Origin of the sequence: Vibrio mangrovi, assembly GCF_024346955.1 — a bacterium.
Lineage (GTDB): Bacteria > Pseudomonadota > Gammaproteobacteria > Enterobacterales > Vibrionaceae > Vibrio > Vibrio mangrovi.
Genome location: NZ_AP024883.1, coordinates 341,020 through 363,810 on the forward strand (window position 1 = coordinate 341,020; position 22,791 = coordinate 363,810).

At 46.2% G+C, this 22,791-nt stretch carries 19 protein-coding genes, 4 tRNA genes and 2 pseudogenes; 20 read left to right on the forward strand and 5 right to left on the reverse strand.

Going from position 1 to position 22,791, the window contains the following annotated elements:
• Positions 1-103 precede the first annotated feature (103 nt).
• Positions 104-3,532 (forward strand): annotated as a pseudogene (locus OCU74_RS01535) (PAS-domain containing protein); the annotation flags it as partial.
• Positions 3,533-3,649: 117 nt separating this feature from the next.
• On the opposite strand, the gene gppA reads toward OCU74_RS01535, so the two are convergent.
• Positions 3,650-5,146: a guanosine-5'-triphosphate,3'-diphosphate diphosphatase gene (gene gppA, locus OCU74_RS01540; RefSeq protein ID WP_087481502.1), complete on the reverse strand. Its 1,497-nt coding sequence runs from the start codon at positions 5,144-5,146 to the stop codon at positions 3,650-3,652.
• A gap of 8 nt (positions 5,147-5,154) precedes the next feature.
• Positions 5,155-6,477, reverse strand: coding sequence for an ATP-dependent RNA helicase RhlB (rhlB, locus tag OCU74_RS01545; RefSeq protein WP_087481501.1), 1,323 nt, complete (start codon positions 6,475-6,477; stop codon positions 5,155-5,157).
• Positions 6,478-6,588: 111 nt separating this feature from the next.
• Between rhlB and trxA the strand changes: the two genes are divergently transcribed.
• The 6 genes and pseudogenes from trxA to fre all read left to right on the forward strand — a co-directional run bounded on the left by trxA (position 6,589) and on the right by fre (position 12,125).
• Complete coding sequence (trxA, locus tag OCU74_RS01550; protein WP_087481663.1) at positions 6,589-6,915, forward strand: thioredoxin TrxA; 327 nt, start codon at positions 6,589-6,591, stop codon at positions 6,913-6,915.
• A gap of 197 nt (positions 6,916-7,112) precedes the next feature.
• Positions 7,113-8,372 carry a transcription termination factor Rho gene (gene rho, locus OCU74_RS01555; protein ID WP_087481500.1) on the forward strand — a complete coding sequence of 420 codons (1,260 nt, stop codon included), beginning with the start codon at positions 7,113-7,115 and terminating at the stop codon, positions 8,370-8,372.
• A 113-nt stretch (positions 8,373-8,485) separates the two neighbouring features.
• Entirely contained in the window at positions 8,486-9,478 is a 993-nt protein-coding gene (locus OCU74_RS01560) for a hypothetical protein (RefSeq protein ID WP_234993599.1), read from the forward strand.
• Between the two features lie 179 nt (positions 9,479-9,657).
• Positions 9,658-11,097: pseudogene (gene ubiD / locus OCU74_RS01565) on the forward strand (4-hydroxy-3-polyprenylbenzoate decarboxylase); the annotation flags it as partial.
• A gap of 23 nt (positions 11,098-11,120) precedes the next feature.
• Positions 11,121-11,390: a 2Fe-2S iron-sulfur cluster-binding protein gene (locus OCU74_RS01570; RefSeq protein ID WP_087481498.1), complete on the forward strand. Its 270-nt coding sequence runs from the start codon at positions 11,121-11,123 to the stop codon at positions 11,388-11,390.
• Positions 11,391-11,405: 15 nt separating this feature from the next.
• Positions 11,406-12,125: an NAD(P)H-flavin reductase gene (fre, locus tag OCU74_RS01575; RefSeq protein WP_087481497.1), complete on the forward strand. Its 720-nt coding sequence runs from the start codon at positions 11,406-11,408 to the stop codon at positions 12,123-12,125.
• Between the two features lie 82 nt (positions 12,126-12,207).
• Here fre and pssA read toward each other — a convergent pair whose 3' ends face one another.
• Both pssA and OCU74_RS01585 read right to left on the reverse strand, forming a co-directional pair.
• The gene (gene pssA / locus OCU74_RS01580; protein ID WP_087481496.1) at positions 12,208-13,548 is read right to left on the reverse strand and encodes a CDP-diacylglycerol--serine O-phosphatidyltransferase; all 1,341 of its coding nucleotides are present in this window, start codon (positions 13,546-13,548) and stop codon (positions 12,208-12,210) included.
• A 140-nt stretch (positions 13,549-13,688) separates the two neighbouring features.
• Positions 13,689-14,129, reverse strand: coding sequence for a GNAT family N-acetyltransferase (locus OCU74_RS01585; RefSeq protein ID WP_087481495.1), 441 nt, complete (start codon positions 14,127-14,129; stop codon positions 13,689-13,691).
• 64 nt (positions 14,130-14,193) lie between these two features.
• On the opposite strand from OCU74_RS01585, the gene murB reads away from it, so the two are divergent.
• Both murB and birA read left to right on the forward strand, forming a co-directional pair.
• Positions 14,194-15,240 carry a UDP-N-acetylmuramate dehydrogenase gene (murB, locus tag OCU74_RS01590; RefSeq protein ID WP_087481494.1) on the forward strand — a complete coding sequence of 349 codons (1,047 nt, stop codon included), beginning with the start codon at positions 14,194-14,196 and terminating at the stop codon, positions 15,238-15,240.
• Positions 15,237-16,199, forward strand: coding sequence for a bifunctional biotin--[acetyl-CoA-carboxylase] ligase/biotin operon repressor BirA (gene birA, locus OCU74_RS01595; protein WP_087481493.1), 963 nt, complete (start codon positions 15,237-15,239; stop codon positions 16,197-16,199). Before murB ends, birA begins: the two co-directional genes overlap by 4 nt.
• Before the next feature lie 119 nt (positions 16,200-16,318).
• Here birA and coaA read toward each other — a convergent pair whose 3' ends face one another.
• Positions 16,319-17,242, reverse strand: a complete 924-nt coding sequence (gene coaA / locus OCU74_RS01600; protein ID WP_087481492.1) for a type I pantothenate kinase — start codon at positions 17,240-17,242, stop codon at positions 16,319-16,321.
• 208 nt (positions 17,243-17,450) lie between these two features.
• On the opposite strand from coaA, the gene OCU74_RS01605 reads away from it, so the two are divergent.
• The 11 genes from OCU74_RS01605 (at position 17,451) to rplL (ending at position 22,745) form a co-directional block, all read left to right on the forward strand.
• Positions 17,451-17,526, forward strand: a tRNA-Thr gene (locus tag OCU74_RS01605).
• Between the two features lie 31 nt (positions 17,527-17,557).
• Positions 17,558-17,642, forward strand: a tRNA-Tyr gene (locus tag OCU74_RS01610).
• 38 nt (positions 17,643-17,680) lie between these two features.
• Positions 17,681-17,755: transfer RNA gene (locus OCU74_RS01615), tRNA-Gly, on the forward strand.
• A 12-nt stretch (positions 17,756-17,767) separates the two neighbouring features.
• Positions 17,768-17,843 (forward strand) — tRNA-Thr (locus OCU74_RS01620).
• A 100-nt stretch (positions 17,844-17,943) separates the two neighbouring features.
• Positions 17,944-19,128: an elongation factor Tu gene (gene tuf / locus OCU74_RS01625; protein ID WP_087481459.1), complete on the forward strand. Its 1,185-nt coding sequence runs from the start codon at positions 17,944-17,946 to the stop codon at positions 19,126-19,128.
• Between the two features lie 218 nt (positions 19,129-19,346).
• Complete coding sequence (gene secE / locus OCU74_RS01630; RefSeq protein ID WP_087481491.1) at positions 19,347-19,730, forward strand: preprotein translocase subunit SecE; 384 nt, start codon at positions 19,347-19,349, stop codon at positions 19,728-19,730.
• A 12-nt stretch (positions 19,731-19,742) separates the two neighbouring features.
• Entirely contained in the window at positions 19,743-20,291 is a 549-nt protein-coding gene (gene nusG / locus OCU74_RS01635) for a transcription termination/antitermination protein NusG (RefSeq protein WP_001287510.1), read from the forward strand.
• A 133-nt stretch (positions 20,292-20,424) separates the two neighbouring features.
• On the forward strand, positions 20,425-20,853 hold the full coding sequence (rplK, locus tag OCU74_RS01640) for a 50S ribosomal protein L11 (RefSeq protein WP_087481490.1): 429 nt from the start codon (positions 20,425-20,427) through the stop codon (positions 20,851-20,853).
• A 4-nt stretch (positions 20,854-20,857) separates the two neighbouring features.
• A complete protein-coding gene (gene rplA / locus OCU74_RS01645; RefSeq protein ID WP_087481489.1) occupies positions 20,858-21,559 on the forward strand; it encodes a 50S ribosomal protein L1 in 702 nt (233 codons plus the stop codon).
• 265 nt (positions 21,560-21,824) lie between these two features.
• On the forward strand, positions 21,825-22,316 hold the full coding sequence (gene rplJ, locus OCU74_RS01650) for a 50S ribosomal protein L10 (RefSeq protein ID WP_087481487.1): 492 nt from the start codon (positions 21,825-21,827) through the stop codon (positions 22,314-22,316).
• A 57-nt stretch (positions 22,317-22,373) separates the two neighbouring features.
• A complete protein-coding gene (gene rplL, locus OCU74_RS01655; protein ID WP_087481486.1) occupies positions 22,374-22,745 on the forward strand; it encodes a 50S ribosomal protein L7/L12 in 372 nt (123 codons plus the stop codon).
• The last annotated feature ends 46 nt before the right edge of the window (positions 22,746-22,791 follow it).

Below are 22,791 nucleotides of genomic sequence, written 5' to 3' on the forward strand. Positions count from 1 at the left end.
TCACGGCAGTTCCCAAAATCGGGATAATATCAGTGACTTAACATATGAAGCCGTCTATCCTTAATCTGGCGTAAGTTATGGCTTGATTACAAGGATCGTTCTCATGCAGTCATGGGTTGTTATTCCGGTTTTATTTCTCTATTTAGGACTGCTGTTTTTTATCGCATGGTACGGTGATAAACACCTGCGCTGGCTGGCTCGATTCCGGCCATGGATTTATAGTTTATCCATCGGGGTGTATTGCACATCCTGGACCTTCTACGGCACGGTCGGTCAGGCAACGAATCATGCCTGGTCATTCTTACCGATCTATCTGGCTCCCATTCTGGTGTTTGTCTTCGGCTGGCGGATTCTGGCCCGTCTGATGCTGATTGCCAAACGAGAACATATTACATCCATCGCCGATTTTATTGCGGCCCGTTATGGTAAATCTCAGGGGCTTGCGGTTGCAGCGACACTGATTGCGGTGATTGGTATTCTGCCCTATATCGCACTGCAACTCCGTGGTGTCACTATGGGAATTCATATCGTTGCGTCTGACTTCCCCTCTCAGAATCAGTTTGCGGAAAGCCATATTTCCTGGTTTGTGGTGATGGCGCTGGCAATTTTTACCATTCTATTCGGCACCCGACATATCGATAATACCGAACATCACCGGGGAATGATGATGGCGATTGCCTTTGAGTCGCTGATTAAGCTGGTGGCTTTTCTGTGGGTTGGTTTATTCATTGTATATATCGGCTGGCATCAGACAACATTCAGTCTTGCTGATGTCGCCCGCGAATCTTTTGTTGCTCCGCACTGGCCGACACTGGCGGTTCACCTCGTACTGACGATGCTGGCAATTATCTGTCTGCCCCGCCAGTTTCATACCATGATTGTTGAAAACGAAAAACCACAGGATCTGCATGTCGCCCGGCGGGTATTTCCGGTCTATCTGATTCTGATGGGGTTGTTTGTCCTGCCGGTTTCCTGGGTCGGAAAGGGGATGCTGGATGTCAGTCTGGCAGATACATTTGTGATCAGTGTACCAAAGGCCGTCGGCTCTGATGTAATTGCGATGATTGCATTTCTGGGCGGCACTTCGGCAGCAACCGGCATGGTGATTGTGTCTACTATCGCATTGACGATTATGGTTTCGAATGACCTGGTGGTGCCGTTTCTGCTGCGGCGGATGCGCTTTTCCCATCAGGGACACCGGCATTTCTCCCGTCTTCTGCTGAGAATTCGCCGGGGACTGATTTTACTCCTGCTGGCATGTGCCTGGGGATTTTACCGGGTGCTGGATGCGATTCCGTCACTTTCAGCAATAGGCTTTCTCTCATTTGCTGCGATTGCCCAGTTTGCACCGGCGCTGATTGGCGGAATTTACTGGCGTGACGGGAATAAAAAAGGGGTCTATGTCGGTCTGGCGATTGGGTTCTCGCTCTGGCTGATCACATTGATGGTACAGACGCATTTACTAGCCGGTGATGCTCAGACCAATCCGCTGATCTGGTTGATCAGTCCTCCTGATATGATTGCCGGTTTGGGGCTGTCAATGTCTGACTGGGGAATGATCCTCAGTATTCTGCTGAATACACTCTGTTACTGGGGAATCTCTACAATTACTCATCCGAGCCTGAGTGAACGCTTACAATCCGCGACATTTGTCGGGACGCCGTTCCCGGATAATGAAAACATGAGTTTGTATCAGAGCCGGGTTACGGTGGCTGAACTGGAAATGCTGGTGGCCCGTTTTGTCGGAAGAAGCCGGATGAAAACCGCATTCCAGCAGTTCTGGACACAGCAGCAAAAAAGCTGTTTACCGAATCAGCAGGCTCCGGCAACTCTGATTCGTCATGCCGAACGGGTACTGGCGGGTGTTTTCGGTGCATCTTCCGCGAAGTTAGTCCTTGCTTCTGCATTGCAGGGTAAGAACATGCATCTGGAAGAAGTCGCAGCTATCGTTGATGAAGCTTCGGAATTATATGACTTTAGCCGGAGTCTGCTTCAGGGGGCGATCGAGCACATCGGTCAGGGACTGACAGTGATCGATAAACAACTGCGTCTGGTAGCCTGGAATCAGCGCTATCTGGAGTTATTCTCATTTCCGCCGGGGCTGATTCAGGTTGGACGCCCGATTGCCGATATCATCCGCCATAATGCACAGCAGGGATTATGTGGTCCGGGAGATATTGAAGAACATGTCCGTAAACGGGTTCACCATCTGGAAAAAGGGACACGGCATACTTCTTCCCGGGTCCGGCCGGATGGTCGGGTCGTTGAAGTTCAGGGTAATCCAATGCCCGGTGGCGGATTTGTTATGAGTTTTACCGATATTACGGTATTCCGGGAGGCTGAAGATGCCCTGAAGCAGGCGAATGAGTCACTGGAAGAGCGGGTACACCGACGGACACAGGAGCTGGAGAAACTCAATCGCCAGTTAGTGCAGGAAACACAACGGGCAGAGCGGGAATCCCGTTCGAAATCCCGGTTTCTGGCTGCGGTCAGCCATGATTTGATGCAGCCGTTGAATGCTGCCCGGTTATTTGCTTCATCACTGTCTGAGATTGCCCGGGAAGATGAAGTCAAACGACTTTCTTCTCATATTGAAAGTGCATTAGGTGCGGCTGAGGAACTGATTGGCGATCTGCTGGATATTTCCCGGCTGGAGTCAGGAAAGCTCGACATTAATATGCACAGTTTTGCGATTCATGATGTTCTGGTGAATCTGAATGCAGAATTCCATGCCATTGCCAGACAGCAGGATATCGACTTTACGATGATTCCGTCTTCTGTGATGGTTAAATCGGATCCGAAGCTGCTCAGACGTATTATCCAGAACTTTCTGACTAATGCTTTCCGGTATGCGCCTCACGGGAAGGTTGTGCTTGGTATACGTCATGTCGCAGGGCAGATCAGAATCGAAGTCTGGGATAACGGAATTGGTATTGAGCCGGATCAACAGCAGGAGATCTTTGAAGAGTTCAACCGGGGCGGACAGGTTCGCTCTGAGCAGGGACTGGGTTTAGGGCTGGCGATCTCGAAAGGGATTGCTTATGTGCTGGGGCATGAAATTTCAATGCGTTCCTGGCCCGGACATGGCAGTGTATTTTCTTTGTCACTCCAACGGGCTCAGCCTAGTGAAGTCGAACATAAAGTCATTCCGGTACCGGATGATGTGACAGACTTGTCGCAGGTGCGAGTGCTCTGTGTTGATAATGAGGTAGATATTCTGACTGGTATGTCTGATCTATTATCCCGCTGGGGATGCGATATCCGGACGTCGACTAATCTGGTCGGTAGTCTGAAGATGCTGGAAGAAGAATGGGTGCCGGACGTTATTCTGTCTGATTATCGTCTGGATCAGGGCCGCACCGGGCTGGAAGTGTTACAGCAGTGCCGGTTGCGGTTAGGTAACCAGTTTGAAGGCATTATTATTAGTGCCGACCGGACTCAGGAGATGATGGATGCGATCCAGTCAAATGGATTCGGTTTCTTACCTAAACCGGTAAAACCGCTGAAACTGAGAGCTGTATTGAACCGGGTCCGGCAGAGGAGCATACCTGAACAGGAGAGAAATGAAGATGGATCCGAAGATCTTCGGAGCATCAGATGAAATGAAGAAACCCGGCCTTCGAGCCGGGTTGTCATCAGCATTATATAATTATTCCTGTGCAACCACTTCCAGAGGCCAGCCCATATCAGTTTGTCGGTTGGCTTCGATTTCCAGTTCCGCTTTGGTGAGCGGATTACTTTCCAGCCATTGAGCATTCAGAAATAATTGTAGTGTGTCATCTGAAGACTTCAGCGTGAAGCGGGGTTCTAGGGCGGAATTTCGCCGGTGGCTGAGTAAAACGGCCAGACGCAATAATCTGAGTAAGCGCTTACCACTGTTTCCTGAGAGAGCATGTTGCTCCGGCATGGTGGCAATATTATCCCGATAGCGGCGAATCAATTCTCCCAGACAGTAGCGTTGTGCCCGGGTAAAACCGGGTAAATCTGAATTCTGGATCAGATAGGCGCTGTGTTCTCCGCCTTTTTTGTAATCAATCGCCAAACCGATTTCGTGTAACTGAGCTGCCGTTCTGAGTAACATTTCTGCCTGTGGTTCTGCTACCCAGCCGACGCCGCCACACTGATGAAATAGTTTACTGGCGAGCTCGGCAACCTGCTCTGCATACACCGTATCGATTTGATAACGGCTCTGGATACTATGGATAGTCCGTTCCCGGATATCGTCCTGACGCAATCCGTCAACCATCTCGTAAACCAGACCTTCCCTTAGTGCACCGCCGGCTAAAGTCATGGCTTCGATTTGAAGTTCCTCGAATATCGCGATCAAAATTGACAAGCCACTAGGGAACACCAGTGCTCTTTCCAGTGTCAGGCCTTCGATTTCCAGTTCTTCGAGGTGATCAGCCAGCATTGCCTGATTCTGCAAACGTTTCAGTTTGGTCAGTGTGATCACTTCATCCATTCCCTGAGCCAGCATTATTTCCTGTAATGCCTGAACCGTACCACTTGCACCGACGCAGACATCCCAGCCCAGCGAGCGGTACTGTTGCAGAATTGGAGTCAGTGTATTTTTCGCATCTTCAATCGCATGCTCAAAATTCGCTTTGGTGAGCTGGCGATCCCGGAAGTGTTTTTCCAGCCAGGTGACGCATCCCATTTTCAGGCTGGTCAGCGCTTTTGCTTCAAAGCCTTCACCAATGATCAGCTCAGTACTTGCACCACCAATATCGACAACAAAGCGGCGTCCGCTTCCACCGGAAGTATGAGCCACACCTTTATAAATCGTTGCGGCTTCTTCGTCACCGGAAATCGTTTCGATCTTGTGGCCCAGTATCTGATTTGCCTTATGCAGAAATGTTCCGACATTGGTGGCTGTCCGCAGTGTTGCTGTACCGACCACCCGGATATTTTCTTGCGGAATATCCTGCAAACGCTCAGCAAACAGGCTCAGACAATCCCACCCGCGCTGCATCGCTTCCTGACTCAGTGAATTTTCTTCATCCAGTCCGGCAGCCAGCCTGACCTTGCGTTTAATTTTGGCCATCGTCTGAATGCTACCGTCAACATGACGGACAATCAGCATATGGAAGCTGTTTGAACCGAGGTCAATCGCAGCATAAAGTGGTGAAGATACGGCTTGGCTCATAGATTAACTCAGCTATCCTTACTCTGATGGGTTGGCTTACGTGGACGTTTTCTGGATGAGTTATTATTACGTCCATTCTGACGTCCGGAGCGCGAACCACCGGTATTGGTTCTTCTCGCCGGTTTTGACGAAGCGAGCTTAAATGGTTTAGGTAAGTCCGTCAGCAGTGCACTGGCATCATAATCTGAAACCGGAATCGAATGTTCAATGTATGATTCGATCCCCGGCAGATTAATAGCATATTCTTCACAGGCGAAACTGATTGAGTGACCACTGGCTCCGGCCCGGCCTGTCCGGCCAATACGGTGGACATAATCTTCACTGTCGTCAGGTAAATCATAGTTGAAAACATGTGTGACCTGAGGAATGTGCAAACCACGGGCTGCAACATCGGTCGCAACCAGAATATCCAACTGACCCTGAGTGAACTGTTCCAGAATGCGTTCGCGTTTCTTTTGCGGAACATCACCGGTTAACAGACCGACTCTGTGGCCGTCAGCAGCCAGATGTCCCCAGACTCGTTCACACTTGTGTTTCGTGTTGGCAAAAATAATTGCTCTGTCCGGCCACTCTTCTTCAATTAATGTCTGTAACAGAGCCATTTTGTGCTCGTTGGATGGATAGAACAGTTCTTCCTTAATCCGGTGACCGGTTTTCTGTTCCGGTTCAACGACGACGTGTTCCGGACTGTTCATATGCTCAAATGCCAGCTCCTGAACCCGATAAGAAAGGGTTGCAGAGAATAACATGTTCAGACGACTCTTTGGTGCAGGCATCCGGCGGAACAGGAAACGGATATCTTTGATAAAACCAAGATCAAACATCCGGTCGGCTTCATCAAGAACGACAACCTGAATATGATTCAGATTAAATACCTTCTGTTTGTAGAAATCGATAATACGACCGGTGGTTCCGACCAGAACATCGACACCTTGCTGTAGCTTCGATTGCTGTTTGTCATAGCTTTCACCGCCATAAGCCAGCGCAACTTTTAAACCGGTACTCTGCACGAGTGGTTCTGCATCGTTAAAAATTTGTATCGCTAACTCACGAGTTGGTGCCATAATAATTGCTCGTGGCTGAGTTGGCTCCCGCTCTTCACTGGCAGGGGTTGTTAGCAGATGATTGAAGGTTGCAGTAAGAAACGCAAGCGTTTTACCAGTCCCAGTCTGGGCTTGGCCTGCAATGTCACGGCCGGAGAGCACTACCGGCAGCGCCAAGGCTTGGATTGGTGTGCAATATGCAAACCCTTTTTGTTCCAAACCTGCTGTAACCTGAGGGTCTAATCCCAGGTCGGCGAATTTTTGCTCTGTGATATGCGTCTTTTTCATCACTATAGAATATCAGCTTAAGCTTGCAATACGGAAGTAAATACATTCCAATAGAGCATCAAATTACTGGTTATTATGCAACCGGTCCAAGAAAATACATTGGAGTTGAAGATGAGTGATAAGATTTTGCAGCTGACCGATGAATCATTTGATAATGATGTAATTAAAGCTGCAGTTCCTGTTCTGGTCGATTTTTGGGCAGAATGGTGTGGTCCATGTAAAATGATTGCGCCGATTCTGGATGAAATCGCAGAAGAGTACGAAGGTAAGCTCACTATCGGTAAACTGAATATCGATCAAAATGCTGGTATACCACCTAAGTTTGGTATTCGTGGCATTCCGACACTGCTTCTTTTTAAAGATGGTAATGTCGCTGCAACGAAAGTTGGGGCATTGTCGAAGACTCAGTTAAAAGAGTTTTTGGACGCCAATTTATAGTGGCTGGAAACCGTGCATAGAAATATGTACGGTTTTGCACATGGAAATGAAACAAAATCTAGACTAGTCTGAGAAATAGTGCTAGGTTAACGCACATTAATGAAACATATGTTCACTTCTTGGTCAATCCTGAGGCCAAATTCCATCTTAACACTAGTAAACAGATCCTAATTTTGACTAAACAAGTATCCACCACAATGAATCTAACAGAATTAAAGAACAAACCTGTGTCAGAGCTCGTGCAACTGGGTGAGAGTCTGGGACTCGAAAATCTCGCACGTCTAAGAAAACAAGACATCATCTTCTCTATTTTAAAGGCACACGCGAAAAGTGGTGAAGATATCTTCGGTGATGGCGTATTAGAAATTCTCCAGGACGGCTTCGGGTTTTTGCGTAGTGCAGATAGCTCTTATCTGGCCGGTCCGGACGATATCTATGTGTCACCCAGTCAAATTCGTCGTTTCAACTTACGGACTGGTGACTCGATTGCCGGGAAGATTCGTCCGCCAAAAGAAGGCGAACGTTATTTTGCATTGTTGAAAGTGAATACGGTCAACGATGATAAACCGGATAATGCCCGTAACAAGATTCTGTTTGAAAACCTGACGCCGCTGCATGCCAACGAGCGGATGGTAATGGAGCGTGGTAATGGCTCAACGGAAGATATCACTGCCCGGGTACTTGATTTGGCATCGCCTATCGGTAAAGGTCAGCGTGGCTTGATCGTTGCACCGCCAAAAGCCGGTAAAACCATGCTGTTGCAGAATATCGCGCAGAGCATCGCTTATAACCACCCTGAGTGTATCCTGATGGTACTTCTGATTGACGAACGTCCGGAAGAGGTAACGGAGATGCAACGTCTGGTGAAAGGTGAAGTTGTTGCTTCTACTTTCGACGAGCCGGCATCCCGACATGTTCAGGTAGCGGAAATGGTGATTGAGAAGGCAAAACGTCTGGTTGAACATAAGAAAGACGTAGTTATTCTGCTGGATTCTATTACCCGTTTAGCCCGGGCTTATAATACGGTTGTTCCTTCTTCTGGTAAGGTACTGACTGGTGGTGTGGATGCGAATGCTCTGCATCGTCCGAAGCGTTTCTTTGGTGCGGCACGTAATGTTGAGGAAGGTGGTAGCCTGACGATTATTGCGACAGCACTGGTTGATACCGGTTCTAAAATGGATGAAGTCATTTACGAAGAATTTAAAGGGACAGGTAACATGGAATTACACCTGAACCGTAAAATTGCCGAGAAACGTGTTTTCCCGGCAATTGACTTCAATCGTTCAGGAACGCGTCGTGAAGAATTGCTGACTAAAGCCGATGAGTTACAGAAGATGTGGATTCTACGTAAGATCGTTCACCCGATGGGTGAGACTGATGCGATGGAATTCCTCATTGATAAGCTGGCAATGACCAAGACCAATGATGAGTTCTTTGATGCAATGAGACGTCAGTAAAAGAACGACTCTGCTCTGATTTGAAAAACACCACCGGAAACGGTGGTGTTTTTTCTTGCATTCAGAAAAATATGCATCAAAAATGAGAGTAGATGTTACACGGAGGTTAATACATGCCACAGGGAACGTGGGTATCACGACTCCTTCTGCTATTTTTCTGTTTCAGTTGCTTTCCGGTATTCGCAAAATCACTGGATGTGATGAGTCGCGATCAGCTTTTACAGGCACCTTCGATTCAGTCAAAAGTTGCAGAACTCAAACAGTTCATTACTGATGATAAAATTGATTCTTTAAAATTTGCCTTACAGCGTTTGGCGCTACCTCAACAGGAAGCCGTCCGTTTTCTACTGCTGAGAACGCTTGAACAGGAAAAAACGATATTTTCTGCGCCGGTAGAACATTTTATCGAACAGCAGCGCTTGCTCCCTCCGGTCTATTATGTGACAGAAAAAGGGGATGGATACGAGCTTTCCACTCCCGCTTTTAATTACCCTGCAGTTGCCAGCCGGTTAGTCAAATCCTGGAAACAGGAAAAAAGTATTCTCGATTTCGTATTACAGGTTGAGCATCACCATTTACGTTTACGCCAATGGTTATCCGGAGACAAGCACCAGCATGATGCCAGAGAGTCTTTGCTGATTAAGGAACTTGGCAGTTTGTCAGAGTCCGGACTGCGTTATCTGACAGAACAGATTGTGAAAGAGAGTATCAGCAGTTGGTTACCTTCGACACGAGTGATGGCGGCATTGGCTAAAGAAAGCAGGAGTGAAGATATTTACCGTTTACTGTGGTTAATGAAATCTGACTATTATTCTGAAGCTGAACTGACCCGGCTGTCTGCTCTGAAAGATGACTTTTCTTTGCAGCAGGTTATGGCCGCCAGTCATAATCCCAGTCTGAGAGATCAGGCAATTAACACGCTGGTTCAGACACGGCCTATGTCTGAAAAGGTGAAAACTTATCTGGTGCAGCAGCTCAGTCAGGAAGAAGCGCCATATGTTGCCCAGACATTAGTGGAAGCTGGTTATAGAAGCTGGCTGGAAGAGCTGTTAAAGACTGATCGGCAGGTGAAGCATGGAGCACTGGTACAGGCTTTAGGTCGCTAGTTACGTTCAGGGCTCTGTCTGTTGGCACTCAGCGAAAATGTATTTTGAGAGTATTAATAAATATGTTCGGAATGATCGTTTCTCAATGAGAGCGACCCGACAGCAGAGAGAAAAAGAAAAGTCAGAGTTGTTGGGTTTTTGTTATACTGCCTCTTATATTACCTTCAGGCAGAAGTCTTATGATTTTTAAGGATTTACGCGATTTTATCGACCATTTGGAAAAACATGGTCAACTGAAGCGCATTCAACACCCGATTGACCCTCAATATGAAATGACCGAGATTTGTGACCGGACACTGAGAGCTGGTGGTCCGGCACTTTTATTTGAGAATCCCGTAGGTTATGAAATACCGGTTCTGGCCAATCTGTTTGGTACGCCGGAACGGGTTGCGATGGGGATGGGCCGTACCGATGTCAGTGAGTTGCGCGAAGTAGGGCAATTACTTGCGTATCTCAAAGAGCCTGAGCCACCGAGAGGCTTTAAAGATGCTCTGGATAAACTACCGGTTTTTAAGCAAGTGTTGAATATGCCGGCTAAGCGTCTGAAAAAGGCACCCTGTCAGGAAGTAATTTGGCAGGGTGATGATGTCGATCTGGATAAAATCCCGGTGATGAGTTGCTGGCCAGGTGATGTGGCACCATTACTGACCTGGGGTTTGACGATTACGAAAGGCCCGGCGAAAACACGGCAGAATCTGGGAATCTACCGGCAGCAGAAAATCAGTAAAAATAAAGTGATCATGCGTTGGTTTCAGCACCGTGGCGGTGCTCTGGATTTTCGAGACTGGCAGGAAACATATCCCGGAAAGCCATTTCCGGTCTCTGTTGCTTTCGGTGCTGATCCGGCAACAATTCTGGGGGCGGTTACACCGGTTCCTGATACATTGTCTGAATACGCATTTGCCGGACTACTGAGGGGCAGTAAAACTGAGGTTGTACAGTCGGTGAGTAATGATTTGGAAGTTCCGGCCAGTGCAGAAATTGTCCTCGAAGGATATATTGACCCGAATGAATATGCTGATGAAGGGCCTTATGGTGATCATACCGGCTATTTTAATGAGGTTGAGCGCCATCATGTCTTTACTGTGACTCATGTGACAATGAGGAAGCAGCCAATCTACCATAGTACATATACAGGCAGACCGCCGGATGAGCCTGCGGTTCTCGGGGAAGCATTAAACGAAGTCTTTGTTCCTATATTGCAAAAGCAGTTTCCGGAGATTGTCGATTTTTATCTTCCTCCGGAAGGTTGTTCCTATCGCATGGCTGTCGTGACAATGAAGAAGCAGTATCCGGGTCATGCCAAACGTATCATGATGGGTGTCTGGTCTTTTTTACGTCAGTTTATGTATACCAAATTTGTCATTGTATGCGATGACGATATTAATGCCAGGGACTGGAAAGATGTTATCTGGGCGATCACCACCCGGATGGATCCTGCCCGGGATACAGTTATGGTTGAAAATACCCCGATTGATTCTCTGGATTTTGCATCTCCTGTCTCAGGACTTGGTTCTAAAATGGGGCTGGATGCAACGAATAAATGGGATGGCGAAACTTCGAGGGAATGGGGAAAAGAGATCCGCAAAGATCCTGAAATTGTCGGTAAGATCGATGCGATCTGGGATGAGCTAGGAATTCTATGACCTTTACGGTACGCTTACTTCCCGAAGAGTTAGAATTTATCGTTGAACCCGGACAAACCGTATTAGATGCGGCAATCCGTCAGCAAATCCCTTTCCCGCACCGTTGCAGAGTCGGTGCTTGTGGCATGTGCTTGTGTAAGAAGGTTTCCGGGGAAGTCTCTTACCGACTGGAACCAATGCTGACGGAAGAAGAACAGTCTCAGGGATGGATATTTTCCTGTCAGGCTTATGCTCAAACTCATTTAGTACTTACTCTGGATGAGTGAGTAAGAGGAATTATAATGATCATAAAATGTAAAGTTAACGCAGTTCAGCCTTTAGCCAGTAATACCTACCGTATTCTTCTCCAGCCGGAGAGCAAAATCGACTTTTATGCCGGTCAATATCTGATGGTTGTCATGGGAGAAGGGGATAAACGCCCGTTTTCAATTGCCAGTAGTCCATGCCGGGAAGGTGGTGAACTGGAGTTGCATATTGGAGCTGCAGAACACAACGCTTATGCGATCGAAGTTGTCGATGCAATGAATACGGCATTAGAGCAGGGATTGGACATCACGATAGATGCACCACATGGTGATGCCTGGTTAAAAGAAGAAACAGAACGTCCTTTACTATTGATTGCCGGTGGAACCGGTTTTAGCTATGTACGTTCAATTCTGGATCACTGTCTGAGTCAGAATATTCAGCGTGATATTTATTTGTACTGGGGAGCAAAAGATGTTCACCAGTTATATGCATTGGATGAATTGCGTGATATCGCAACTCGTAATACCCGGCTGACCTTTATACCAGTTGTTGAGGCACTGGCAGATGAGCCGGACTGGGATGGAAAAGTCGGGAATGTGTTACAGGCAGTCAGTGCTGACTTTGAATCTCTGGAAGCTGTTGATATTTATATTGCCGGTCGGTTTGAAATGGCTGGTGCCGCCCGGGAGCAGTTTACTCAGAAGAAACACGCAAGAAGTGATCGTATCTATGGGGATGCATTTGCATTTATCTGAATTTTCTTCACGAAGGATTTGCGTCTCACGAGATATTGATAAAAAGCCTCTGAATTCCGGAGGCTTTTTTGATGGAAGAAAATTAAAGAATCTGTTTCAGAATTCGATCGGCTTTTACCCGCCGGATCCGTTTCAGTAAACGTTGAACTTCGGGTGGGTAATTTTCCAGCTCGTCCAATTGTTTGTAAGTACAGACTAACTGTGTATGGCGGAGAATGTTTTCAAACTCGTGTTCAAATTGTTCCTGAAGATGGGCATGATGATCCTGAATCAAAATACCGTTTTCCAGATCCAGTTTCCAGGCTCTGGGGTTCAGATTACTGCCGGTGACAAGCATATAACGTTTATCTACCCACACCCCTTTCAGATGGAAACTATTATCGTCGTGTTTCCAGAGGTGAATTGATAGTTGTCGGCTGGCAATTCTGGCCTCATTGGCTTTGGCAAAACGACGTAGATTCAATTCATATAAATAAGGTAAGCCGCCAATAGTTTTAAATGTCTCTTCTGGTGGGATATAGAAATCATTCGCGGTTTTATCTCCCACAATAATATGGATTTTTACCCCTCGCTTGAGTGCTTTTTTTACCTGATTGGCAATATTATTCGGGAAATTAAAATAAGGAGTGCAGATAAAGATTTCTTCATTAGCCTGAGCGATCAGGTGGCTGATATATTGATTCAGCCGGTTTCTTCTTTTACCTAGACCAACCAGTGGAGTCAGGCCGATTTGTCCATCTGATAAAGGCTGATGAGGTACCTGATAGGTTGCCTGAGCCAATTGGTTTCTGAACTGACGAATAATCGCTTTGAGATCTTTGGTCGCAGGGCGGGATGGATCAGTCAGGTCATTCACTGCCGGGTGTGACAGTAAGTGATCCCGGATAAATGACACCATTGAATCGGCGAGTTGCCGATTTTGAAAGGAATGATAGCGATCGAAGCGATAGCGATTCTGATAATGCAGATAGATATTGTTCAGACTTGCGCCACTATAGATGACTTCATCATCGACTATAAAACCTTTCAGGTGCAGGACGCCGAAAACTTCGCGTCCTCTGACCGGAATGCCATAAACCGGAATCGGATGTTCACTATCCTGAGCAAATGACTCATACATCACAGCATTTCCCTGTGACTGCTTGGCACCAATTAAACCGCGCTGAGCCCGGTGCCAGTCAACACAGACAACAATATCCAGATCCGGTTTTTTCTGTTTTGCTGCATATAGTTCTGAAAGAATTTCCTGGCCGGCATCATCGGCTTCAAGATACAGTGCAACAATATAAATTCTATGATTGGCTTGTCGGATCGCCTGAATTAAGTGATGCCGAAATTGCTCTGCGGAATACAGAACTTGAAAATCTTTCGGTTCTAGCGCAATAGTGGGTAGCTGTTCGAATAGATTTCTACGAGCAATCATCGTGGAGCGTTACCTTCAAGTGGATGCGATATAGCAAAGCCCCGATACTATCAAATTCGATGAATGAATGGCTATACCTAAGTCACTTCATACCGATCATTTCCCCTGTCAGGACTAAATTAACAGGAAATTATTGTGCTTCAATCCTGAAATAGAGGGAAATATCGCATAGGAAGAATTTCCCTGCCCTGGTGGCTGTAGCGCAGGTAGAGCTGCTTTATTTCTGCCGGCAATTCGTGAACGGATTGTGTTACAAAATGATGTTGATGATAGAAAGATTCTAAATGGCGGTATGCAAAACAGAAAACCTGCTGATCCAGTACGTTTTCTTCACAGTAAGAGAGTAACTGATGGCCGATTCCCTGTTCCCTGAGTTCTCTGGAGACAGCCATGCCGGTTAAAAGCCGGTAAGTACTGCCGATATGGCGAAAGCGGACAACTGCACAGAGTTGATTGGTCAGTTTCGCGATACATATCTGCTCATCCCGTTTGGCTTTTGCAATTGGATAATGCTGTTTATAAAAGCGTTGAACTAAAGGAAGTTTGAGTGGATCTAAGATTTCGCAAGATAAATGATTCATAAGATGTCTGAATCGTCATCATCTGATATAGAATAGCCGTAGTTTATGTGATTTAAAGAAAACCATGCAAATATATCTCAACGAAAATCTTAGTGCTTATCATACCTTTGGTATTGAACAGCATTGCCAGGTGCTGGTCATTGTCAATACCGTTGCAGAATTGATCGATGTTTACCGTAGACCGGAATGGGAATCGCTCCCTAAGCTGATGCTGGGGAAGGGCAGTAATGTCCTGTTTACCGAGTTTTATGAAGGGGTTGTTATCGTAAACCGGCTTCAGGGAATTGATGTCCGGGAAGATAGTGATCACTATTTTCTGCATGTTCAGGGTGGAGAAGACTGGCCTGAGCTGGTGAAATGGAGTATCTCACAACAGATGCCCGGTTTAGAGAATCTGGCGATGATTCCGGGATGTGCCGGTAGTGCACCTATCCAGAATATCGGAGCCTATGGTGTTGAGTTTCAGGATGTCTGCGAGTATGTCGATTACCTCTGTCTGAATACTTTTCAGGTTATACGCCTGAATCGTGCAGAATGTTTGTTTGGTTACCGGGATTCTATCTTTAAACACCAGCTTTATCAGCAAGCTGTTGTGGTTGGTATTGGTCTTAAACTTGCCAGAGAGTGGCAGCCGCATCGGGAATACGGGCCATTACAGCAACTGGCAAGTGACTGTTCACCAACAGAAATTTTTGAATGCATTTGCGACGTTCGTACCCGCAAACTTCCTAACCCTGAGCTGACAGGGAATGCCGGTAGTTTTTTTAAAAATCCGGTTCTTTCGGGGGAACAGTTTCAGAGTCTGAAAGCACATTACCCGGATGTTGTCAGTTACCCGACGCCACAGGGTGTAAAGGTCGCTGCCGGTTGGCTGATTGATCAGTGCGGATTGAAAGGTTTTCAAATTGGTGGTGCAGCGATTCATGCTCAGCAGGCTTTAGTTCTTATAAATAAAGAGGATGCGACTGCATCGGATGTGATTCAGCTTGCTGAGCATGTATACCGTTGTGTTTATGAAAAGTATGGAGTTGCTCTGGAGCATGAAGTGCGGTTCATCGGGCGTCATCGTGAAGTGTATCTGAGTATGTTGATCAAGGAACAACAATCATGAAAGAACATCATGCCAAGCTGACTATCCTGTCGACACTCGCTGATGGTGATTTTTACTCCGGAGAGACTTTAGGGGCTGCTTTAGGAATGTCCAGAGCTGCGATCAGTAAACATATTCAGGGAATTCAGGACTGGGGTGTAGATATATTCCGGGTTCAGGGGAAGGGATATCAACTGGCACAGCCTATTCAACTGCTGGATGAAAATTATATCCGGCAACGGGTTTCCACCCCGGTTCACTTGCATCCAATTATTGATTCAACAAACCAGTATCTACTGGATAGGGTAGGTTCTCTGACCTCCGGAACGGTCTGTTTGGCAGAATATCAGGAGAAAGGCAGAGGTCGTAGAGGAAGGCAATGGATCTCTCCGTTTGGAACGAATCTTTATTTTTCCATGTACTGGCGGCTTGATGCCGGAATGGCGGCAGCGATGGGCTTGAGCCTGGTTGTTGGCGTTGCCGTAGTCGATGCTCTCAAGAGTCTGGGTGTTGATGGCATCAAACTGAAATGGCCAAATGATTTGTACTATCAGGATAAAAAGCTGGCAGGTATTCTGGTTGAAGTATCAGGACAAGCCGGGGAAGCTGCCCATTTGGTCATTGGAATGGGAATGAATCTCTCGATGGCTCAGGAAGAACAGCAGATTGATCAGCCTTGGACCAGTCTGGCTCAGGTGATCGGAAAATCTCAGATTGATCGAAATGCGTTGGCCGTTGCTTTGATTCAGTCTTGGGTTAGAACGCTGGAGACTTATGAAAATGAAGGTATGACAAACTTTGTCGCAAGATGGAATGCTGTCGATAACTTTATTGATCGTCCGGTCAAGCTCTTAATGGGAGAGCGTGTAATTGCCGGTATTGAGCGGGGCATTGATGCCCATGGTGCCGTGCTACTGGAAACGGAACAGGGTATTGAAAGTTATGTCGGAGGGGAGATTTCACTTCGGAGTAATGAGTAGTGAAACGCTGAGTTACCCTAAACAGGCAGAACTCTGTGTATTCAGGCTGCCTGTCTAATCATGAAAGAGTGTAGTCTGGGATAGAGATAATCTATGTGAAAAGGGTGCCTTGTATAAAATTACTGGCGCAGCAGGATTTCTTCTACAGTATGGTTTCTCCCCTTGCGTAGAATAAGCTGTGCTCTTTCACGGGTCGGTAGAATGTTTTCCTGCAGATTTTTTCCGTTGATGGCTTGCCAGATATTTTTGGCGATAGAGATTGCCTCAGATTCACAAACTCGGGTGTAGTGGCTGAAGTAGGAGCCCGGTCTTTTAAATGCACCATCCCGAAACTTCATAAAACGTTCAATGTACCATTTTTCAATCATTGATGAGTCTGCATCAACATAGATAGAAAAATCCAGGAAATCTGAAATAAAGACCCGATGAGGTGCGTGAGGATAATCCATCCCGCTTTGAAGAACGTTGAGGCCTTCAATAATTAGAATGTCCGGTTTATTAACCGCTTTAATTTCATCGGTGATGTTATAGGTCAGATGAGAATAAATCGGTGCGGCGACATTCGCTTTTCCTGCTTTTACATCAGAGACAAACTGCACCAGACGTTTGATATCATACGACTCCGGAAATCCTTTTTTCTGCATGATGCCTTTTTCAAGCAAAACTTCATTGGGGTAAAGAAATCCGTCAGTGGTAATCAATTCTACTTTGGGATGATTTTCCCAGCGGGATAGCAGTGCTTTCAGTAGCCTTGCCGTGGTACTTTTTCCCACCGCAACGCTTCCGGCAATACCAATAATAAATGGTGGTGCAATATTTGTGTGTCCCAGAAACTGGTTCAATACGGTGTTGCGGCTTTGTCTGGCGGCGACATACAGGTTCAGTAAACGGGCCAAAGGTAAGTAGATTTCAACCGCTTCTTCCATACTCAGCAATTCGTTTATACCTTGAAGCTCAAGCAGATCATCCTCTGACAAAGTCATGGGAACTGCATTACGAAGATGCGACCACTGCTGTCTGTCAAATGAGAGGTAAGGATCCATAATCTTTCCAAGGGTTGAAGCCGAATAAAAGAGCAACATACCGCAAGAAGGAGATAAAGCAATAAAGAATGGCGATATATTTCGCGAATCATGGGTAAAACTGTTTGAAAAAACAGCGATTAGATAAAAACGAGATAAAATTGTATTTTTTTTTATTTAAATACTTGCAAGCGAAGAAATCATTCTCTAGAATTCGCCCCACTTGTGCGCCGACTTAGCTCAGTAGGTAGAGCAACTGACTTGTAATCAGTAGGTCGCCAGTTCGATTCCGGCAGTCGGCACCATCTTCTCTTGATTAGAGAAGACGTAAAATTTGGAGGGGTTCCCGAGTGGCCAAAGGGAGCAGACTGTAAATCTGCCGGCTCCGCCTTCGATGGTTCGAATCCGTCCCCCTCCACCATATTCTTAAGGAAATAGCTCTTAGGGTAAAATACGTGTGCGGGCATCGTATAATGGCTATTACCTCAGCCTTCCAAGCTGATGATGCGGGTTCGATTCCCGCTGCCCGCTCCAACCTTTCCGAGTGCTGATATAGCTCAGTCGGTAGAGCGCACCCTTGGTAAGGGTGAGGTCCCCAGTTCAAATCTGGGTATCAGCACCACTCTAAGCAAAAATTTCCTTTTGTTATATACTTTACTACCAGTAAATTTTGGTTGCGTGGTCATGAAAGCCACCTTAATCCGTACCTAGAGGGACAACTAATGTCTAAAGAAAAATTTGAACGTACGAAACCGCACGTAAACGTTGGTACTATCGGCCACGTTGACCACGGTAAAACAACATTAACAGCAGCAATCTGTACAGTACTTTCTAAAGTATACGGCGGTACAGCACGTGACTTCGCGTCAATCGATAACGCACCAGAAGAGCGTGAACGTGGTATCACAATCGCGACTTCACACGTAGAGTATGACACCCCATCACGTCACTACGCACACGTAGACTGCCCTGGACACGCTGACTATGTTAAAAACATGATCACAGGTGCTGCGCAGATGGACGGTGGTATCCTAGTTGTAGCTGCGACAGATGGTCCAATGCCACAGACTCGTGAGCACATCCTGCTAGGCCGTCAGGTAGGTATTCCTTACATCATCGTATTCATGAACAAATGTGACATGGTAGATGATGAAGAGCTGCTTGAGCTGGTAGAAATGGAAGTCCGTGAACTTCTGTCTGAGTACGATTTCCCAGGAGATGACCTGCCGGTTATCCAGGGTTCAGCGCTGGGTGCACTGAATGGTGAGAAACAGTGGGAAGACAAGATTGTTGAGCTTGCAGAAGCTTTAGATTCATATATTCCAGAGCCAGAGCGTGCAATCGACCAGGCATTTTTGCTGCCAATCGAAGACGTATTCTCAATTCAGGGCCGTGGAACAGTAGTAACAGGTCGTGTAGAGCAAGGTATCATCCGCGTAGGTGACGAAGTTGAAATCGTAGGTGTAAAAGAGACTACGAAGACAACTTGTACAGGTGTAGAGATGTTCCGTAAGCTTCTTGACGAAGGTCGTGCTGGTGAGAACGTAGGTGTTCTTCTGCGTGGAACTAAGCGTGATGAAGTAGAACGTGGTCAGGTACTGGCGAAACCAGGTTCAATCACACCACACACTAAGTTCGAATCAGAAGTATACGTGTTGTCTAAAGATGAAGGTGGTCGTCACACACCATTCTTCAAAGGTTACCGTCCACAGTTTTACTTCCGTACAACAGACGTAACAGGCAGCATTGAGCTTCCAGAAGGCGTAGAGATGGTAATGCCAGGTGATAACGTGCAAATGGTAGTTGAACTGATTGCACCAATCGCGATGGATGAAGGTCTGCGTTTTGCGATCCGTGAAGGCGGTCGTACAGTAGGCGCTGGTGTTGTAGCAAAAATCCTTGCATAATGATTTGACTAAGCACTAGTAAAAAGGGCATCATTTGATGCCCTTTTTCTGCGGTAAAGTTTTATTTTGACGATTTGTTAGTCAAAAGTAAAAATTGTGAGACAGAAGAAGTTGTCTTTTGTTTTTGAAAATAAGCTCCGAACGCTTATTTTTGTTAGTTCGCCCTACAACAGTGGGGTTTATTGTCGTCTATATTTAGATTTGTGACAGGTTGGGTTATGAAAGCAAATCATGCTGAAACTCCTGAGAGCTCAAGTGCAGTAGATAAAGTGAAATGGTTGATTGCCATTGTTCTGTTAGCTGCCGCTGTTGTGGGTAACTCCTTTTATGGTGAAACGGTTTCTGTCGTTATTCGTTCTGCTGGTGTTATTGTTTTAATTGCTGCTGCATTAGGTATCGCAGCGATTACCGTGAAGGGCAAAGAAGCTGTGAGCTTTGCACGAGAAGCTCGTATGGAAGTTCGTAAAGTTATATGGCCTACACGTCAGGAAACGGTACAAACCACGTTAATTGTCCTGGCTGTCTGTGTTGTAATGGCACTGGCATTATGGGGTATCGACGGTATTATGGTTCGCCTTGTTGCATTTGCGACTGGAGTATAGAGGGTTTAATTCATGAGTGAAGCTCCCAAAAAACGCTGGTATGTTGTTCAGGCCTTCTCTGGATTTGAAGGACGGGTGGCTCAGTCACTTCGTGAACATATCAAAATGCATGGTATGGAAGAGTTGTTTGGCGAAGTATTAGTTCCGACAGAAGAAGTTGTCGAGATGCGTGCTGGTCAACGTCGTAAGAGTGAAAGAAAGTTTTTCCCAGGCTATGTGCTTGTTCAGATGATCATGAATGATGAATCCTGGCACTTGGTGCGTAGTGTTCCCCGTGTTATGGGATTCATCGGTGGGACCTCTGATCGTCCGGCACCGATTACCGACAAAGAAGCTGATGCGATACTGAATCGTCTGGAGAAAGCCAGTGAAGCGCCGCGGCCGAAAACTATGTTTGAAGCTGGCGAAGTCGTTCGTGTTAACGATGGTCCTTTTGCTGACTTCAACGGTACAGTTGAAGAAGTCGATTATGAGAAGAGCCGCTTGAAAGTCTCCGTCTCTATCTTTGGCCGGGCAACTCCTGTTGAACTCGAATTTGGTCAGGTTGAAAAACTTGATTAAAAAAGCATCTTTTTAGGCTTGTTTAAGGCGCGAAATTTGACTATAATTTCGCGCCTTTTTACAGGTCTTCACTAGAAACAAACGGGGAGCTGATCGGTCGATTAGCGTTACTACCCATTATGTAGGAAATATCATGGCTAAGAAAGTTGAAGCTTATATCAAGCTGCAAGTTGCAGCGGGTATGGCAAACCCAAGTCCACCAGTTGGTCCAGCTCTGGGTCAGCGTGGTGTGAACATCATGGAATTCTGTAAAGCATTTAACGCGAAAACAGAATCTGTCGAGAAAGGTCTTCCTATTCCGGTTGTTATCACTGTATATAGTGACCGCTCTTTCACTTTTGAAACTAAGACTCCACCAGCAGCTGTTCTTCTGAAGAAAGCAGCAGGTATCAAGTCTGGTTCTGGTCGTCCAAATACGGACAAAGTGGGCACAGTAACTGATGCACAAGTTCAGGAAATCGCAGAAACTAAAGCTGCAGATATGACTGGCGCGGATATCGAAGCAATGAAGCGTTCTATCGCGGGTACTGCTCGTTCAATGGGTCTAGTGGTAGAGGGTTAATATCATGGCAAAACTAACTAAGCGTATGCGTACTATCCGCGAAAAAGTGGATGTTACTAAAGAGTATGATATCAACGAAGCCGTTGCACTGCTGAAAGAGCTGGCGACTGCAAAATTTGTTGAATCTGTTGACGTTGCTGTGAACCTGGGTATCGACGCACGTAAATCTGATCAGAACGTTCGTGGTGCAACTGTATTGCCTCACGGTACTGGTCGTGAAGTTCGTGTTGCTGTTTTCACACAGGGTGCAAATGCTGAAGCTGCAAAAGAAGCTGGTGCTGATCTTGTTGGTATGGAAGATCTTGCTGAGCAAGTGAAAAAAGGCGAGCTGAACTTTGACGTTGTTGTTGCATCTCCTGATGCAATGCGTGTCGTTGGTCAACTGGGTACTATCCTTGGTCCTCGTGGCCTGATGCCAAACCCTAAAGTTGGTACTGTAACTCCAAACGTTGCTGAAGCAGTTAAAAACGCAAAAGCAGGTCAGGTTCGTTACCGTAATGACAAGAATGGTATCATCCATACAACAATTGGTAAGGTGTCTTTTGACGCAGAACAATTGAAAGAAAACCTGGAAGCACTGATTGTTGCACTGAAAAAAGCAAAACCATCTACATCAAAAGGCTCTTATGTGAAGAAAGTAAGTCTTTCTACAACAATGGGCGCTGGTGTTGCTATTGATCAGGCAACTTTAAGCACTCAGGCTTAATTTGTTTGCTTAGGCGTAAAATTTATGTATAATTTTGCGCCTAATATTTGTGGTTGGGGCTGAACCTTGGTTCTTAGAACTATAATCCAGTCTCCGTCCAAGACCGTAGGCGTCGTCTCAGACGGCTTAATCAAACCTACGTAGATGGTGCCCGAACTGACGAAAGCTCTATTTTTAATACCTTTCTTCTGGGACTGCACCTAAAAAGCTCTCACTGTTGATGAAAATAGTGAGTGGTGTAACGACAACCAGGAGTAAATCCAAGATGGCTTTAAATCTTCAAGACAAAAAAGCAATTGTTGCTGAAGTCAACGAAGCAGCCAGTGGTGCACTTTCTGCAGTTGTTGCTGATTCTCGTGGCGTTGAAGTAAGCGCGATGACTTCTCTGCGTAAACAGGCTCGTGAAGCCGGTGTTTACGTGAAAGTTGTTCGTAACACACTAGCACGCCGCGCAGTTGAAGGCACAGACTACGAATGCCTGAAAGATGTATTCGTAGGTCCTACTTTGATCGGTTTCTCTAACGAGCACCCTGGTGCTGCTGCGCGTCTTTTTAAAGATTTCGCAAAAGAGAATAAAGATTTTGAGATCAAAGCAGCTGCATTCGAAGGTTCTATCGCTGACGTCGAAGTACTAGCAACTCTACCAACTTACGACGAAGCTATTGCACGTCTGATGATGTGCATGAAAGAAGCTTCTGCTGGCAAGTTGGCACGTACTATCGCTGCTATCCGCGACCAAAAACAAGAAGCTGCATAAGGCTTGCTTTTTACTGGTTGCTTATTAAACTAATTGTTGACTTAGAAGAGAATTGTTATGTCTATTACTAACGAGCAAATCCTAGACGCTATTGCAGAAATGTCTGTAATGCAAGTTGTTGAACTGATCGAAGCAATGGAAGAGAAATTTGGTGTTTCTGCTGCTGCTGCTGTTGTTGCTGGCGGAGCTGCTGGCGGCGCTGAAGCTGCTGCTGAGCAATCTGAATTTGACGTTATCCTGGCTTCTGCTGGCGGTAACAAAGTTGCTGTAATCAAAGCTGTTCGCGGCGCAACTGGTCTGGGTCTGAAAGAAGCGAAAGCTCTTGTTGACGGCGCTCCAGCACCGATCAAAGAAGGTGTTGAGAAAGAAGAAGCTGAAGCTCTTAAAGCACAACTTGAAGAAGCTGGTGCAACTGTTGAGCTTAAGTAATTCTTACTTAATTGCTTAGCCGAAAGGCTAATGGCTGGTGGTTTAT